Genomic DNA, 15,800 nt, shown 5'->3' with positions numbered 1-15,800 from the left:
TTCCATTAGCCACGCCCGCTGACACCGGGCCAACGAAGAACTTTGAACCATGGCCACTATCCACGTAGACGGCAAAGAGCTCGAAGTCGATGGGGCAGACAACCTGTTACAGGCATGTCTGTCGCTAGGCCTCGATATCCCTTATTTCTGCTGGCACCCCGCCCTCGGCAGCGTTGGCGCTTGCCGCCAGTGCGCCGTCAAGCAGTACACCGACGAGAACGACAAGCGTGGTCGTATCGTCATGTCCTGCATGACCCCTGCGACCGACGGCAGCTGGATCTCCATCGATGACGAAGAAGCCAAAGTGTTTCGCGCAAGCGTCGTCGAATGGTTGATGACCAACCACCCGCACGACTGCCCCGTGTGCGAGGAAGGCGGTCACTGCCACCTGCAAGACATGACGGTAATGACCGGCCACAACGAGCGCCGTTACCGCTTCACCAAGCGTACCCACCAGAACCAGCAACTGGGCCCGTTCATTTCCCACGAAATGAACCGCTGCATCGCCTGCTATCGCTGCGTACGCTTCTATAAAGACTACGCCGGCGGTACTGACCTCGGTGTATTCGGCGCCCACGACAACGTGTACTTCGGTCGCGTTGAAGACGGCACCCTCGAAAGCGAGTTCTCCGGCAACCTCACCGAGGTCTGCCCGACCGGTGTGTTCACCGACAAGACTCACTCCGAGCGCTACAACCGTAAATGGGACATGCAGTTCTCGCCGAGCATCTGCCATGGCTGCTCCAGCGGTTGCAACATCAGCCCGGGTGAGCGTTACGGCGAACTGCGTCGCATCGAAAACCGCTTCAACGGTTCGGTGAACCAGTACTTCCTGTGCGACCGTGGCCGTTTCGGCTATGGCTACGTCAACCGCGAAGATCGCCCACGTCAGCCGCTGCTGGCCAACGGCGCGAAGCTGAGCCTCGACGAAGCGCTGGATAAAGCCGCTGACCTGCTGCGCGGTCGCAACATCGTCGGTATCGGTTCGCCGCGTGCCAGCCTTGAAAGCAACTACGCGCTGCGCGAACTGGTCGGTGCCGAGCACTTCTACTCGGGCATCGAAGCTTCCGAGCTCGAGCGTATTCGCCTGGTCATGCAGGTGCTGAAAGACAGCCCGCTGCCGATCCCGAACATGCGCGACGTCGAAGACCACGACGCCATTTTCGTCCTCGGTGAAGACCTGACCCAAACCGCTGCGCGCATGGCCCTGGCCCTGCGTCAATCGGTCAAGGGCAAAGCCGAAGACATGGCCGACGCGATGCGTGTTCAGCCTTGGCTCGACGCTGCGGTGAAAAACATCGGCCAGCACGCGCTGAACCCGCTGTTTATCGCAAGCCTGGCTGAAACCAAGCTCGACGACGTGGCTGAAGAATGTGTTCACGCCGCTCCAGACGACCTGGCACGTATCGGTTTCGCCGTGGCTCACGCCCTCGACGCCAGCGCTCCAGCCGTTGAAGGCCTGGACAGCGAAGCCCTCGAACTGGCTCAACGCATCGCCAAGGCCCTGCTCGCGGCCAAGCGCCCACTGATCATCGCCGGTACTTCGCTGGGCTCCAAAGCCCTGATCGAAGCGGCGGCGAACATCGCCAAAGCCCTGAAGCTGCGCGAGAAGAACGGTTCCATCAGCCTGATCGTGCCAGAGGCCAACAGCCTCGGCCTGGCCATGCTCGGCGGCGAATCGGTCGATGCAGCCCTGCAAGCGGTGATCTCTGGTCACGCCGACGCCATCGTGGTGCTGGAAAACGATCTGTACACCCGCACCGACAAAGCCAAGGTCGATGCGGCCCTGACCGCCGCCAAAGTGGTGATCGTTGCCGACCATCAGAAAACCGCTACCAGCGATCGCGCGCACCTGGTTCTGCCAGCCGCCAGCTTCGCTGAAGGCGACGGTACGCTGGTCAGCCAGGAAGGCCGCGCCCAGCGCTTCTTCCAGGTCTTCGACCCGACTTACCTCGATGCGAGCATCCTGGTTCACGAAGGCTGGCGCTGGCTGCATGCCCTGCGCGCAACCCTGCTGAACCAGCCGATCGACTGGACCCAACTGGACCACGTCACCGCGGCCTGCGCTTCGAGCACTCCACAACTGGCCGCTATCGTCAACGCTGCACCGTCCGCTTCGTTCCGGATCAAAGGCCTGAAACTGGCTCGCGAACCGCTGCGTTACAGTGGCCGGACCGCCATGCGCGCCGACATCAGCGTGCACGAGCCACGTACTTCCCAGGACAACGACACCGCGTTCTCGTTCTCCATGGAAGGTTACTCGGGCTCCGTCGAACCGCGTCAGCAAGTGCCATTCGCCTGGTCGCCGGGCTGGAACTCGCCGCAAGCCTGGAACAAGTTCCAGGACGAAGTCGGTGGTCACCTGCGTGCCGGTGATCCGGGTGCTCGCCTGATCGAAAGCCAGGGTGATTCGCTGAACTGGTTCGCCAGTGTTCCGCGTGCATTCAACCCGGCCCAAGGCACCTGGCAGGTTGTGCCGTTCTACCACCTGTTCGGCAGCGAAGAGAACTCTTCGAAAGCCGCTCCGGTCCAGGAACGCATTCCGGCTGCTTATGTGTCGCTGGCCAAGTCCGAAGCCGATCGTCTGGGCGTCAATGACGGTGCCATGCTGAGCTTGAACGTTGCCGGCCAGACCCTGCGTCTGCCACTGCGCATCAACGAAGAACTGGGCGCTGGCCTGGTGGCGCTGCCTGCGGGTATCGCCGGTATTCCACCGGCAATCTTTGGCAAATCCGTTGACGGTCTGCAGGAGGCAGCGCAATGACCTTGTTCACTCCTGAAGTGATCGACATCATCATCGCGGTGCTCAAGGCCATCGTGATCCTGCTCGCCGTAGTGGTCTGCGGCGCGCTGTTGAGCTGGGTCGAGCGTCGTTTGCTCGCCCTCTGGCAGGACCGTTACGGTCCGAACCGCGTCGGCCCGTTCGGCGCGTTCCAGATCGCCGCCGACATGATCAAGATGTTCTTCAAGGAAGACTGGACGCCGCCGTTCGCCGACAAGGTGATTTTCACCCTGGCGCCGGTCGTGGCCATGAGCGCCTTGCTGATTGCCTTCGCGATCATCCCGATCACCCCGACCTGGGGTGTCGCGGACCTGAACATCGGCATCCTGTTCTTCTTCGCCATGGCCGGTCTGTCGGTCTACGCGGTGTTGTTCGCCGGCTGGTCGAGTAACAACAAGTTCGCCCTGCTGGGCAGCTTGCGGGCCTCGGCACAAACCGTGTCGTACGAAGTGTTCATGGGCCTGTCGCTGATGGGCATCGTGATCCAGGTCGGCTCGTTCAACATGCGCGACATCGTTGACTACCAGGCCCAGCACCTGTGGTTCGTCATTCCGCAGATCTTCGGTTTCCTGACCTTCTTCATTGCCGGCGTCGCCGTGACTCACCGTCACCCGTTCGACCAGCCGGAAGCGGAGCAGGAACTGGCCGACGGTTACCACATTGAATACGCCGGCATGAAATGGGGCATGTTCTTCGTCGGCGAGTACATCGGCATCGTGTTGATTTCGGCGCTGCTGGTAACCTTGTTCTTCGGTGGCTGGCACGGTCCGTTCGGCATTCTGCCGCAGATCCCGTTCATCTGGTTCGCACTGAAAACCGCGTTCTTCATCATGTTCTTCATCCTGCTGCGCGCCTCGATTCCGCGCCCACGGTATGACCAAGTGATGGACTTCAGCTGGAAGTTCTGCCTGCCGCTGACCCTCGTCAACATGCTGGTGACCGCTGCGATCGTGTTGCTCAACACGCCCGCCATCGCGGCTCAGTGAGGATAGAGAATCATGAAGTATATTTTTGACATCGTGCATGGCTTCTTCACCCAGCTTCGCAGCCTGGTGATGATCTTCGGCCATGCCTTCCGCAAGCGCGACACGCTGCAATATCCCGAAGAGGCGGTGTACCTGCCGCCGCGCTTTCGTGGACGTATCGTCCTGACCCGCGACCCCGATGGTGAAGAGCGTTGCGTTGCCTGCAACCTCTGCGCCGTGGCATGCCCGGTCGGTTGCATCTCGCTGCAGAAAGCCGAAACCGAAGACGGTCGCTGGTACCCGGAGTTTTTCCGTATCAACTTCTCGCGCTGCATTTTCTGTGGCCTCTGCGAGGAAGCCTGCCCGACCACCGCGATCCAGCTGACACCGGATTTCGAAATGGCCGAGTTCAAGCGTCAGGACCTGGTTTACGAGAAAGAAGATCTTTTGATCGCAGGACCCGGCAAAAACCCTGACTACAACTTCTATCGTGTTGCAGGTATGGCCATTGCTGGCAAGCCGAAAGGCTCCGCGCAGAATGAAGCCGAACCGATCAACGTGAAGAGCTTGCTGCCTTAAGGAAGAAAGATGGAATTCGCTTTCTATTTCGCGTCAGGAGTTGCCGTTGTGTCCACGCTTCGCGTGATCACCAACACCAATCCTGTACACGCCCTGCTCTACCTGATTATTTCGCTGCTCGCCGTGGCGATGACCTTTTTCAGCCTCGGTGCGCCATTTGCCGGTGTACTGGAAGTGATCGCCTACGCCGGCGCCATCATGGTGCTGTTCGTGTTCGTGGTGATGATGCTGAACCTCGGCCCAGCCTCGGTTCAGCAAGAGCGCGTCTGGCTCAAGCCCGGTATCTGGGCGGGGCCGGTGGTACTGGCTGCGCTGCTGCTGGCTGAACTGCTGTATGTGCTGTTCAGCCATTCCAGCGGCACCGGCGTCGGCCACACCACCGTAGACGCCAAGGCCGTGGGCATCAGCCTGTTCGGTCCTTATCTGCTGGTGGTCGAACTCGCCTCGATGCTGCTGCTCGCCGCAGCCGTCACGGCGTTCCACTTGGGCCGCAACGAGGCGAAGGAGTAATTTTATGCCTGCTATCCCTCTCGAGCATGGTCTGGCGGTTGCCGGCATCCTGTTCTGCCTCGGTCTGGTTGGCCTGATGGTCCGCCGCAACATTCTCTTCGTGCTGATGAGCCTGGAGGTCATGATGAATGCCTCCGCACTGGCGTTCATCGTTGCCGGTAGCCGTTGGGGCCAGCCGGATGGACAGATCATGTTCATCCTGGTGATCAGCCTGGCAGCCGCCGAGGCCAGTATTGGCCTGGCGATTCTGTTGCAGCTGCATCGCCGCTTCCACACTCTCGATATCGACGCTGCCAGCGAGATGCGCGGATGAACCTTCTCTATCTGACTTTCGTATTCCCCCTGATCGGTTTCCTGCTGCTGTCGTTCTCACGCGGCCGCCTCTCGGAAAACCTCTCGGCGCTGATCGGCGTCGGCTCCGTCGGCCTCTCGGCGATCGTTGCTGCCTATGTGATCTGGCAGTTCAACGTCGCGCCGCCTGAAGGCGGTCACGTCACCCAGGTGTTGTGGCAGTGGATGTCGGTAGGCGACTTCAAGCCGAACTTCGCCCTGTACCTGGATGGCCTGTCCGTGACCATGCTCGGTGTGGTCGTCGGCGTGGGCTTCCTGATCCACCTGTTCGCGTCCTGGTACATGCGCGGTGAAGACGGTTACTCGCGCTTCTTCGCGTACACCAACCTGTTTATCGCCAGCATGCTGTTCCTGGTGCTGGGCGATAACCTGTTGTTCCTGTACTTCGGTTGGGAAGGCGTGGGCCTGTGCAGCTACCTGTTGATCGGTTTCTACTACAGCAACCGCAACAACGGTAACGCCGCACTCAAAGCCTTCATCGTCACCCGTATCGGCGACGTGTTCATGGCCATCGGCCTGTTCATCCTGTTCCAGCAGTTGGGCACGCTGAACATTCAAGAGCTGCTGGTCAAAGCACCTGAGCACTTCAAGACCGGTGACTTCTGGATCGTCATGGCGACCCTGATGCTGCTGGGCGGTGCTGTCGGTAAATCCGCGCAACTGCCGCTGCAAACCTGGCTGGCGGATGCGATGGCCGGTCCTACCCCGGTTTCGGCACTGATCCACGCCGCGACCATGGTGACCGCCGGTGTCTACCTGATCGCTCGTACCCACGGTCTGTTCGCCCTGGCGCCGGATATCCTGCACCTGGTCGGCATCGTCGGCGGTGTGACCCTGGTGCTCGCCGGTTTCGCAGCCCTGGTCCAAACCGACATCAAACGTATCCTCGCCTACTCGACCATGAGCCAGATCGGCTACATGTTCCTGGCGCTGGGCGTAGGTGCCTGGGAAGGCGCGATCTTCCACCTGATGACCCACGCGTTCTTCAAGGCGCTGCTGTTCCTTGCTTCCGGTTCGGTGATCGTTGCCTGCCACCACGAGCAGAACATCTTCAAGATGGGCGGTCTATGGAAGAAACTGCCACTGGCCTACACCAGCTTCATCGTCGGCGGTGCGGCCCTTGCGGCCCTGCCACTGGTGACCGCAGGTTTCTACTCGAAAGACGAAATCCTCTGGGAAGCCTTCGCCAGCGGCAACCACGGTCTGCTCTATGCAGGTCTGGTGGGTGCCTTCATGACGTCGCTGTACACCTTCCGCCTGATCTTCATCGCGTTCCACGGTGAAGTGAAGACCGAAGCCCATGCCGGCCACGGCATCGCCCACTGGCTGCCACTGTCGGTGCTGATCGTACTGTCGACCGCCATTGGCGCGATGATCGTTCCGCCACTGCACGGCGTACTGCCAGAAAGCGTTGGGCATGCCGGCGGCGAAGCCAAGCACAGCCTGGAACTGGCCTCGGGCGCTATCGCCCTGTCCGGTATCCTGCTGGCCGCGCTGCTGTTCCTCGGCAAGCGTCGCTTCGTCACCGCCATCGCCAACAGCGGCATCGGCCGTCTGCTCTCGGCCTGGTGGTTCGCGGCCTGGGGCTTCGACTGGATCTACGACAAACTGTTCGTCAAGCCGTACCTTGCGATCAGCCACATGCTGCGCAAAGACCCGTTCGACCAAACCATCGGTTTGATCCCGCGGATGGCCAAAGGGGGTCACAACTCCCTGAGCCGTACCGAAACAGGTCAACTGCGTTGGTACGCTGCCTCGATGGCTGCTGGTGCCGTGCTGGTTATCGGCGCTGTCGTGCTGGTAGCGGTCTGATATGAACCTTGCGAACTTGCGAAAGGAAACGAGCCCGTCATGATTTTGCCATGGCTAATCCTGATCCCCTTCATCGGCGGCCTGCTGTGCTGGATGGGTGAGCGCTTCGGCGCTACCCTCCCCCGCTGGATTGCGCTGATCACCATGTCCCTGCTGCTCTCCCTCGGCCTCTGGCTGTGGGCCCACGGTGACTATTCATTTGCTCCGGCGCCTGGCGCCGATCAGACCTGGGCGCTTGAGTTCAAGCATGTCTGGATCGAGCGCTTCGGCATCAACGTGCACCTGGCCCTCGACGGCCTGTCGCTGTTGATGATCATGCTGACCGGCCTGCTGGGTGTCCTCTCGGTACTCTGCTCGTGGAAAGAGATCCAGCGCCATGTTGGCTTCTTCCACCTGAACCTGATGTGGATCCTGGGCGGTGTCGTCGGCGTGTTCCTGGCACTCGACCTGTTCATGTTCTTCTTCTTCTGGGAAATGATGCTGGTGCCGATGTACTTCCTCATCGCGCTCTGGGGTCACAGTTCTTCGGACGGCAAGAAAACCCGGATCTACGCGGCGACCAAGTTCTTCATCTTCACTCAGGCCAGCGGCCTGATCATGTTGGTGGCGATCCTGGGTCTGGTACTGGTCAACTTCAACAGCACGGGCGTGATTACTTTCAACTACGCCGACCTGTTGAAAACCAAGATGTCGCTGACCACCGAGTACGTTCTGATGCTCGGCTTCTTCATCGCCTTCGCGGTGAAGCTGCCGGTAGTGCCGTTCCACTCCTGGCTGCCGGATGCTCACGCACAGGCACCGACTGCGGGTTCCGTTGACCTGGCCGGTATTCTGCTGAAGACCGCTGCGTACGGTCTGCTGCGTTTCGCCCTGCCGTTGTTCCCGAATGCGTCGGCCGAGTTCGCGCCGTTCGCCATGGCCCTGGGCCTGGTCGGGATCTTCTACGGTGCGTTCCTGGCTTTCGCCCAGACCGACATCAAGCGCCTGGTTGCGTACTCCAGCGTTTCGCACATGGGCTTCGTGCTGATCGGCATCTACTCCGGCAGCCAGTTGGCCCTGCAAGGCGCAGTGATCCAGATGCTCGCGCACGGCCTGTCGGCAGCGGCACTCTTTATCCTCTGCGGCCAGCTCTACGAGCGCACCCACACTCGCGACATGCGTGAGATGGGCGGCCTGTGGTCGAAGATCGCCTACCTGCCTGCCATCAGCCTGTTCTTCGCTGCAGCTTCGCTGGGCTTGCCGGTGACCGGTAACTTCGTTGGTGAGTTCCTGATCCTGATCGGCACCTTCGCCAGCGCGCCGTGGGTCACCGTGATCGCGACTGCCGGCCTGGTGTTCGGTTCGGTCTACTCGCTGATCATGATTCACCGTGCCTACTTCGGTCCGTCCAAATCGGACGCCGTGCTGCATGGCATGGATACTCGCGAAATGATCATGGTGGTTGGACTGGCGGCACTGCTGATTTACATCGGCGTCTACCCGCAACCGTTCCTCGATACCTCTGCCGCGACGATGCATGGCGTGCAGCAATGGTTCGGTACCGCCTTCACTCAACTCGCTTCGGCCCGGTAAGAGCGCTATGGACTTTACGATTCAACACTTTATCGCGCTTGCGCCATTGTTGATCACCAGCGCCACGATCATCGTGGTGATGCTGGCGATCGCCTGGCGCCGCAACCACTCGCAGACCTTCCTGCTGTCGGTCGCGGGTCTGAACCTGGCCTTGCTGTCGATCCTGCCAGCCTTGAAAGTCGCGCCTCTGGCCGTGACGCCCTTGCTGCAGATCGACAGCTTTGCCTGCCTGTACATGGCGCTGATCCTGGTCGCCACCCTCGCTTGCGTCACTCTCGCCCATGCCTACCTCGGCGAAGGCGGTACGGGTTACCCGGGCAACCGTGAAGAACTGTACCTGCTGATCCTGATGGCTGCCGCCGGTGGCCTGGTTCTGGTCAGCGCACAGCACCTGGCCGGCTTGTTCGTCGGTCTGGAACTGCTCTCGGTACCGGTCTACGGTCTGGTGGCCTATGCCTTCTTCAACAAGCGCTCTCTGGAAGCCGGCATCAAGTACATGGTGCTGTCGGCAGCCGGTTCTGCGTTCCTGTTGTTCGGTATGGCCCTGCTCTACGCCGAAGCCGGCACCCTGAGCTTCAGCGGCATCGGTCACGCCCTTGCGGCCACTGGCCTGCCAAGCCCGCTGGCGCAGATGGGCCTGGGCATGATGCTGATCGGCCTGGCATTCAAGCTGTCGCTGGTACCGTTCCACCTCTGGACGCCGGACGTCTACGAAGGTGCCCCGGCACCGGTTGCAGCGTTCCTGGCCACCGCCTCGAAAGTTGCCGTGTTCGCGGTCATGGTGCGTCTGTTCCAGATCTCGCCAGTGGCCAGCAGCGGTGTGTTGAGCACCGTGCTGACCGTGATCGCGATTGCCTCGATCCTGTTCGGTAACCTGTTGGCACTGACCCAGAGCAACCTCAAGCGTCTGCTGGGTTACTCGTCTATCGCCCACTTCGGTTACCTGCTGATCGCCCTGGTGGCAAGCAAGGGTCTGGCGATGGAAGCCATCGGCGTGTACCTGGTCACCTACGTGATCACCAGCCTCGGTGCTTTCGGCGTGATCACCCTGATGTCCTCGCCGTACAAAGGCCGTGACGCTGACGCACTGTACGAGTACCGCGGCCTGTTCTGGCGTCGTCCGTACCTGACCGCCGTTCTGACCGTGATGATGTTGTCGCTGGCCGGCATCCCGCTGACCGCAGGCTTCATCGGCAAGTTCTACATCATCGCCACCGGTGTCGAATCTCACCAATGGTGGCTGGTCGGTTCCCTGGTACTGGGCAGCGCCATCGGCGTCTTCTACTACCTGCGCGTCATGGTCACCCTGTACCTGATCGAACCAAACCTGCGTCGCGTCGACGCCCAGCTGCACTGGGAACAAAAGGCAGGCGGCGTGATGCTGCTGGCCATCGCAGTGCTGGCGTTCTTCCTCGGCCTGTACCCACAGCCGTTGCTGGCACTGGTTCAGCAGACCGGCCTGGCGGGTTGATCGCTTAAGCGATACGCAGCAGAAAACACAAACGGCACCTTCGGGTGCCGTTTTTGCGTTTGGGGGACTGCTCTCCCCTTTCTCGGAATATGCCTGCAAAGAGACCGGTGGCAGCTGACATCCGGCTGATGCAACCAAGCGCTAAGGTGAGTGACGGGCTATCAGGAGCATTCAATGAAACAGGATATTTTTTCAGACGTGGTCGAAGGTTTTAAATGCCTGGCGACTGAGCAACAACGCAACATTCTGGTAAGGGGTACTCCCGAATCGCCAGCACCCTCAAAAACCTCTCGACCTTTCACCGCTAACTCGACACATGACAACGCGACCTATTGTCCGCTCACCTTTGCCTACCCCAAAAATTCTGGCTATATTTGTCCAGAATATTGGAGGGGCATCATGATCATCGTTCCGTTAGGTGAAGCAAAAAACAATTTGTCCAAACTGGTCGATGACGCTGCTTCCGGACAGATCATCACGATCGCTAAACATGGCCGAGCCCTTGCCCGCCTTGTTCCCGTGGGAAAACCCTCCGGACGGCGCATCGGAGCGATGAAAGGCAAACTGACCCTGCCTGAAGACTTTGATGCGCCGCTACCGGATGAGATGTTGGACGCATTTGAAGGGACTCCTGGATGAGGGTCTTACTCGATACACATATTCTGCTTTGGACTCTCAGTGATGATCCAAAACTATCCGGCAGAGCCAGAAAACTCATTGAGAGCGCCGCTGAGATTTACATCAGCGCAGCTACTTTCTGGGAGATGGCGATCAAGGTTGGGCTGGGAAAGCTAAGCGTTGATTTGGAAGAGGTTCGAGAATACTGCCTCGAAAGCGGTTTCATAGAGTTGCCTGTCACTTCAGAACACGCCATTGCAGTGAAAGACCTCGAACATCACCATCGCGATCCGTTCGATCGCCTTATTGTTGCAACTGCAATCACAGAACCAATGAAGCTACTCACCGCCGACCCTTTAGTCGCCAAATACACATCACTCGCTATTTTGGTTTAACTGGTTCTATCTCAACAAAGATTACGTCCATCAAACAAAAACCCGCACTAGGCGGGTTTTGTTTTTAGCTCAAGCAGGCTTCAGTCAGCCAGGCGCCAGGTCGTGCCGCCCTTGCCGTCTTCCAGCACCACGCCCATGGCGGTGAGCTGGTCGCGGATGCGGTCCGACTCGGCCCAGTCCTTGTTGGCACGGGCGGTCAGGCGCGCCTGAATCAGCGCCTCGACTTCTGCTGCATCGACCCGGCCTTCAGCGCCGGCTTGCAGGAAGTCATCGGCTTCAAGCTGCAACACGCCAAGCACACTGGCCAGTTCTTTCAGGCGTGCCGCCAGACCTGCCGCCGCGTTCAGATCGCTCTCACGCAGACGGTTGATCTCGCGCACCATCTCGAACAGCACCGCGCAGGCTTCCGGCGTGCCGAAGTCGTCGTTCATCACCTGGGTGAAACGTTCGACAAAGGCTTCGCCACCGGCGGCCGGAACCGTCGGCAGGCCTTTCAGCGCGTGGTAGAAACGCTCCAGAGCGCCTTTGGCGTCCTTGAGGTTGTCTTCCGAGTAGTTGATCGCGCTGCGGTAGTGACTCGATACCAGCAGGTAGCGCACGACTTCCGGGTGGTACTTGTCGAGCACGTCGCGAATGGTGAAGAAGTTGTTCAAGGACTTGGACATCTTCTCGCCATTGATGCGAATCATCCCGCAATGCATCCACGCGTTGGCGTAGGTCTTGCCGGTGGCCGCTTCGCTCTGGGCGATTTCGTTTTCGTGGTGCGGGAACTCAAGGTCGCTGCCGCCGCCATGAATATCGAAGGTCTCGCCAAGGCAGCAGGTCGACATCACCGAGCACTCGATGTGCCAGCCCGGACGCCCGGCGCCCCATGGCGATTCCCAGCTCGGCTCACCCGGTTTGGCGGCTTTCCACAATACGAAGTCCAGCGGGTCCTGTTTCGACTCATCGACTTCGATGCGGGCGCCGATGCGCAGGTCTTCGATTTTCTTGCGCGACAGCTTGCCGTAGCCCATGAACTTGGCGACGCGGTAGTACACGTCGCCGTTACCCGGCGCGTAGGCGTAGCCCTTGTCGATCAGGGTCTGGATCATCGCGTGCATGCCGGCAATGTGGCCGGTGGCGCGCGGCTCCATGTCCGGCTTGAGGATGTTCAAGCGCGACTCGTCTTCGTGCATTGCCGCGATCATGCGCTCGGTCAACGCTTCGAACGACTCGCCGTTTTCACGGGCGCGGTTGATGATCTTGTCGTCGATGTCAGTGATGTTGCGCACGTAGGTCAGGTCGTAACCGCTGAACCGCAACCAGCGGGTCACCAGGTCGAACGCGACCATGCTGCGGCCGTGGCCCAGGTGGCAGTAGTCGTACACGGTCATCCCGCAGACGTACATGCGCACCTTGTTGCCATCCAGCGGCTTGAAGACTTCTTTGCTCTTGGTGAGCGTGTTGTAGATCGTAAGCACGACGGTTCCTTCTCTCTATGCAAAGCCGGTCAAGCCTGCATGATCACTGGCCCCACGAATCACGCAGGGTCACGGTACGGTTGAATACCGGAGCGCCCGGTTTCGAGTCCTTGATATCCGCGACAAAGTAACCTTCGCGCTCGAACTGGAAACGGTCTTCCGGCTGTGCATTGCCCAACGAGGGTTCAGCACGACAACCGGTGAGGACTTGCAGTGAGTCAGGGTTGATGTTGTCCAGGAAACTGGCGCTGTCTTCGGCCTTCTCCGGGTTCGGAGAACGGAACAGACGATCGTACAGACGCACTTCGCACTCGACGCTGGCCGCGGCCGGCACCCAGTGGATCACACCTTTGACCTTGCGGCCTTCAGGGTTCTTGCCCAGGGTTTCAGGGTCATACGAGCAACGCAGTTCGACGATGTTGCCATCGGCATCCTTGATCGCTTCGTCGGCACGGATCACGTAGCTGCCGCGCAGGCGCACTTCACCGGCAGGCTCCAGGCGCTTGTAGCCCTTCGGCGGCTCTTCCATGAAGTCTTCACGGTCGATGTAGATCTCACGGGCGAATGGCAGAACACGCACGCCCATGTCTTCTTTCGGGTGGCACGCCAGTTCGAGGTTTTCGACCTGACCTTCCGGGTAGTTGGTGATCACGACTTTCAGCGGACGCAGTACGCACATGGCGCGCGGGGCACTGTGGTCAAGGTCGTCACGGATGCTGAATTCGAGCATGCCGAAGTCAACCACGCCGTCGGAACGGTTGGTGCCGATCATTTCGCAGAAGTTGCGGATCGATTTCGGCGTGTAGCCACGACGACGGAAACCCGACAGCGTGGACATGCGCGGATCGTCCCAGCCATTGACGTGCTTTTCATCGACCAGTTGCTTGAGCTTGCGCTTGCTGGTGATGGTGTAGTTCAGGTTCAGACGGCTGAACTCGTACTGACGCGGGTGCGCCGGGACTGGCAGGTTGTCGAGGAACCAGTCGTACAGCGGACGATGGCTTTCGAACTCAAGGGTGCAGATCGAATGAGTGATGCCTTCGATGGCGTCCGACTGACCGTGGGTGAAGTCGTAGTTCGGGTAAATGCACCACTTGTCACCGGTCTGGTGGTGATGGGCATGACGGATGCGGTACATGATCGGGTCGCGCAGGTTCATGTTCGGCGAGGCCATGTCGATCTTGGCCCGCAGCACGCGTGCGCCGTCCTTGAACTCGCCGGCCTTCATGCGGGCGAACAGGTCGAGGTTTTCTTCAACCGAACGGTCGCGGAACGGGCTGTTCTTGCCCGGCTCGGTCAGGCTGCCGCGGTATTCCTTGGCTTGTTCAGGGGTCAGGTCGTCGACGTAGGCCTTGCCCGCCTTGATCAGCTCGACCGCCCACTGGTGCAACTGGTCAAAATATTGCGAGGCATAGCGCACTTCACCGGACCACTCAAAGCCCAGCCACTTGACGTCGCTTTCGATGGCGTCGATGTATTCCTGGTCTTCCTTGGCCGGGTTGGTGTCGTCGAAACGCAGGTGCGTCACGCCACCGAACTCCTGGGCCAGGCCGAAGTTCACACAGATCGACTTGGCGTGACCGATGTGCAGGTAGCCGTTGGGCTCAGGCGGGAAACGGGTGACGATCTGCGTGTGCTTGCCCGAGTCCAGGTCTGCCTGGATGATCGGCCGCAGGAAGTTGACCGGCACGGCAGGGCCAGTCTTGGAATTCGAGGTAGGGTCGACAGTGGGCTTGCTCATAGGATCCTTGAACGTACAAGTGCGTGGCCTTCATGGAGGCCTGACAAAACAAAGCCGCTATCATAGCCGATGCGGTCAAGCGCCTGACAGAGCAGGCCCTAAAACAGGTGCGTTTAATGCACCTGATTTGAAAAACAGCCTCGAAATTCGCGGCCATCGCGCTAAACTGCGCACCTTGGTGATTTTTCGCCAGACAGGTATGGGCTCGCACGCGTCACGCAGCGCCCCGAAAGCCACGAATTCCTTGAATAGAGTAGTAATCATGACTCAAGTCAAACTGACCACCAACCACGGCGACATCGTCCTGGAACTGAACGCCGAGAAAGCCCCGATCACCGTGGCCAACTTCATTGAATACGTTAAAGCCGGCCACTACGAGAACACTGTATTCCACCGTGTCATCGGCAACTTCATGATCCAGGGCGGCGGTTTCGAGCCAGGCATGAAGGAAAAGAAAGACAAGCGTCCAAGCATCCAGAACGAAGCTGACAACGGTCTTTCCAACGACAAGTACACCGTCGCCATGGCGCGCACCATGGAGCCGCATTCGGCTTCCGCACAATTCTTCATCAACGTCGCCGACAACAGCTTCCTCAACCACAGCGGCAAAACCGCACAGGGCTGGGGTTACGCGGTATTCGGTAAAGTGGTTGCAGGCACTGACGTTGTCGACAAGATCAAAGGTGTTTCGACCACCATGAAGTCCGGCCACCAGGACGTACCAGCAGACGACGTGATCATCGAGAAAGCCGAGATCATTGAGTGATATTGCTGATTTCAGATTTACATCTGGAAGAGGAACGCCCGGACATTACCCGGGCGTTTCTGGATTTGCTCGCCACCCGCGCCCGCTCGGCGCAAGCGCTGTACATTCTTGGCGACTTTTTCGAGGTGTGGATTGGCGACGACGCCATGAGCCCCTTCCAACGCTCCATCTGCCAGGCCTTGCGCGAACTTAGCGACAGCGGCACGGCAATCTTTCTGATGCACGGCAATCGTGATTTTCTGCTCGGCAAGGCCTTCTGCAAAGCAGCCGGCTGCACCCTGCTCAAGGATCCGAGTGTCGTGCAACTTGCAGGTGAGCCGGTGCTGTTGATGCACGGCGACAGCCTGTGTACCCGCGACGAAAGCTACATGAAACTGCGCCGTTACCTGCGCAACCCCATCAGCTTGTTCATCCTGCGCCATCTGCCGCTGCGCACCCGCCGCAAACTGGCGCGCAAGCTACGCAGCGAAAGCCGCGCGCAAACCCGGATGAAAGCCAACGACATCGTCGATGTGACCTCCGAGGAAGTCCCGCGGATCATGCAGCAATACGGCGTGAAAACCCTGGTCCACGGCCACACCCACCGCCCCGCCATCCACAAATTGCAGATTGGCGAGCAAGCCGCCAAGCGCATTGTGCTGGGGGATTGGGATCGCCAGGGGTGGGCGTTGCAGGTGGATGAGCAAGGGTTTCAGCTGGCGGCGTTTGATTTTGTGAACCCGCAGCTGGCGTTGCCTGACAGTTAACTACCGTACAAAATCCCTGTGGGAGCGGG

At 59.7% G+C, this 15,800-nt stretch carries 14 protein-coding genes; 12 read left to right on the top strand and 2 right to left on the bottom strand.

Annotation, left to right across the window (positions count from 1 at the left end):
- The first annotated feature begins 49 nt into the window (after positions 1-49).
- The 10 genes from nuoG (at position 50) to AC3WK5_RS00355 (ending at position 11,055) form a co-directional block, all read left to right on the top strand.
- A complete protein-coding gene (gene nuoG / locus AC3WK5_RS00400; protein ID WP_103319879.1) occupies positions 50-2,764 on the top strand; it encodes an NADH-quinone oxidoreductase subunit NuoG in 2,715 nt (904 codons plus the stop codon).
- Positions 2,761-3,768, top strand: coding sequence for an NADH-quinone oxidoreductase subunit NuoH (gene nuoH / locus AC3WK5_RS00395; protein WP_019689819.1), 1,008 nt, complete (start codon positions 2,761-2,763; stop codon positions 3,766-3,768). Before nuoG ends, nuoH begins: the two co-directional genes overlap by 4 nt.
- 12 nt (positions 3,769-3,780) lie before the next feature.
- Entirely contained in the window at positions 3,781-4,326 is a 546-nt protein-coding gene (nuoI, locus tag AC3WK5_RS00390) for an NADH-quinone oxidoreductase subunit NuoI (RefSeq protein WP_203226134.1), read from the top strand.
- Positions 4,327-4,335: 9 nt separating this feature from the next.
- Positions 4,336-4,836: an NADH-quinone oxidoreductase subunit J gene (gene nuoJ, locus AC3WK5_RS00385; protein WP_019689817.1), complete on the top strand. Its 501-nt coding sequence runs from the start codon at positions 4,336-4,338 to the stop codon at positions 4,834-4,836.
- A 4-nt stretch (positions 4,837-4,840) separates the two neighbouring features.
- The gene (gene nuoK, locus AC3WK5_RS00380) at positions 4,841-5,149 is read left to right on the top strand and encodes an NADH-quinone oxidoreductase subunit NuoK (protein ID WP_054597859.1); all 309 of its coding nucleotides are present in this window, start codon (positions 4,841-4,843) and stop codon (positions 5,147-5,149) included.
- A complete protein-coding gene (gene nuoL, locus AC3WK5_RS00375; protein ID WP_103319882.1) occupies positions 5,146-6,999 on the top strand; it encodes an NADH-quinone oxidoreductase subunit L in 1,854 nt (617 codons plus the stop codon). The genes nuoK and nuoL overlap by 4 nt, the downstream gene beginning before the upstream one ends.
- A gap of 39 nt (positions 7,000-7,038) precedes the next feature.
- Positions 7,039-8,571: an NADH-quinone oxidoreductase subunit M gene (gene nuoM, locus AC3WK5_RS00370; protein WP_054597861.1), complete on the top strand. Its 1,533-nt coding sequence runs from the start codon at positions 7,039-7,041 to the stop codon at positions 8,569-8,571.
- A 7-nt stretch (positions 8,572-8,578) separates the two neighbouring features.
- Positions 8,579-10,042, top strand: coding sequence for an NADH-quinone oxidoreductase subunit NuoN (nuoN, locus tag AC3WK5_RS00365; RefSeq protein ID WP_019689813.1), 1,464 nt, complete (start codon positions 8,579-8,581; stop codon positions 10,040-10,042).
- Between the two features lie 174 nt (positions 10,043-10,216).
- Positions 10,217-10,681, top strand: a complete 465-nt coding sequence (locus AC3WK5_RS00360; protein ID WP_237142943.1) for a type II toxin-antitoxin system Phd/YefM family antitoxin — start codon at positions 10,217-10,219, stop codon at positions 10,679-10,681.
- Entirely contained in the window at positions 10,678-11,055 is a 378-nt protein-coding gene (locus AC3WK5_RS00355; RefSeq protein ID WP_103319884.1) for a type II toxin-antitoxin system VapC family toxin, read from the top strand. The genes AC3WK5_RS00360 and AC3WK5_RS00355 overlap by 4 nt, the downstream gene beginning before the upstream one ends.
- An 80-nt stretch (positions 11,056-11,135) precedes the next feature.
- Here the strand turns inward: AC3WK5_RS00355 and cysS are convergent, their stop codons facing one another.
- Both cysS and AC3WK5_RS00345 read right to left on the bottom strand, forming a co-directional pair.
- Positions 11,136-12,518, bottom strand: a complete 1,383-nt coding sequence (gene cysS, locus AC3WK5_RS00350) for a cysteine--tRNA ligase (RefSeq protein WP_019689810.1) — start codon at positions 12,516-12,518, stop codon at positions 11,136-11,138.
- 43 nt (positions 12,519-12,561) lie between these two features.
- The gene (locus tag AC3WK5_RS00345; protein WP_103319887.1) at positions 12,562-14,259 is read right to left on the bottom strand and encodes a glutamine--tRNA ligase/YqeY domain fusion protein; all 1,698 of its coding nucleotides are present in this window, start codon (positions 14,257-14,259) and stop codon (positions 12,562-12,564) included.
- Positions 14,260-14,521: 262 nt separating this feature from the next.
- On the opposite strand from AC3WK5_RS00345, the gene AC3WK5_RS00340 reads away from it, so the two are divergent.
- Entirely contained in the window at positions 14,522-15,025 is a 504-nt protein-coding gene (locus AC3WK5_RS00340; protein WP_054597864.1) for a peptidylprolyl isomerase, read from the top strand.
- Positions 15,022-15,771 (top strand): UDP-2,3-diacylglucosamine diphosphatase, encoded by a 750-nt coding sequence (locus AC3WK5_RS00335; protein ID WP_103319889.1) that lies wholly within the window; start codon positions 15,022-15,024, stop codon positions 15,769-15,771. The genes AC3WK5_RS00340 and AC3WK5_RS00335 overlap by 4 nt, the downstream gene beginning before the upstream one ends.
- The last annotated feature ends 29 nt before the right edge of the window (positions 15,772-15,800 follow it).

It is taken from the genome of Pseudomonas sp. FW306-02-D09B (assembly GCF_058782685.1).
This window is presented reverse-complemented; position numbering and strand designations above follow the sequence as displayed.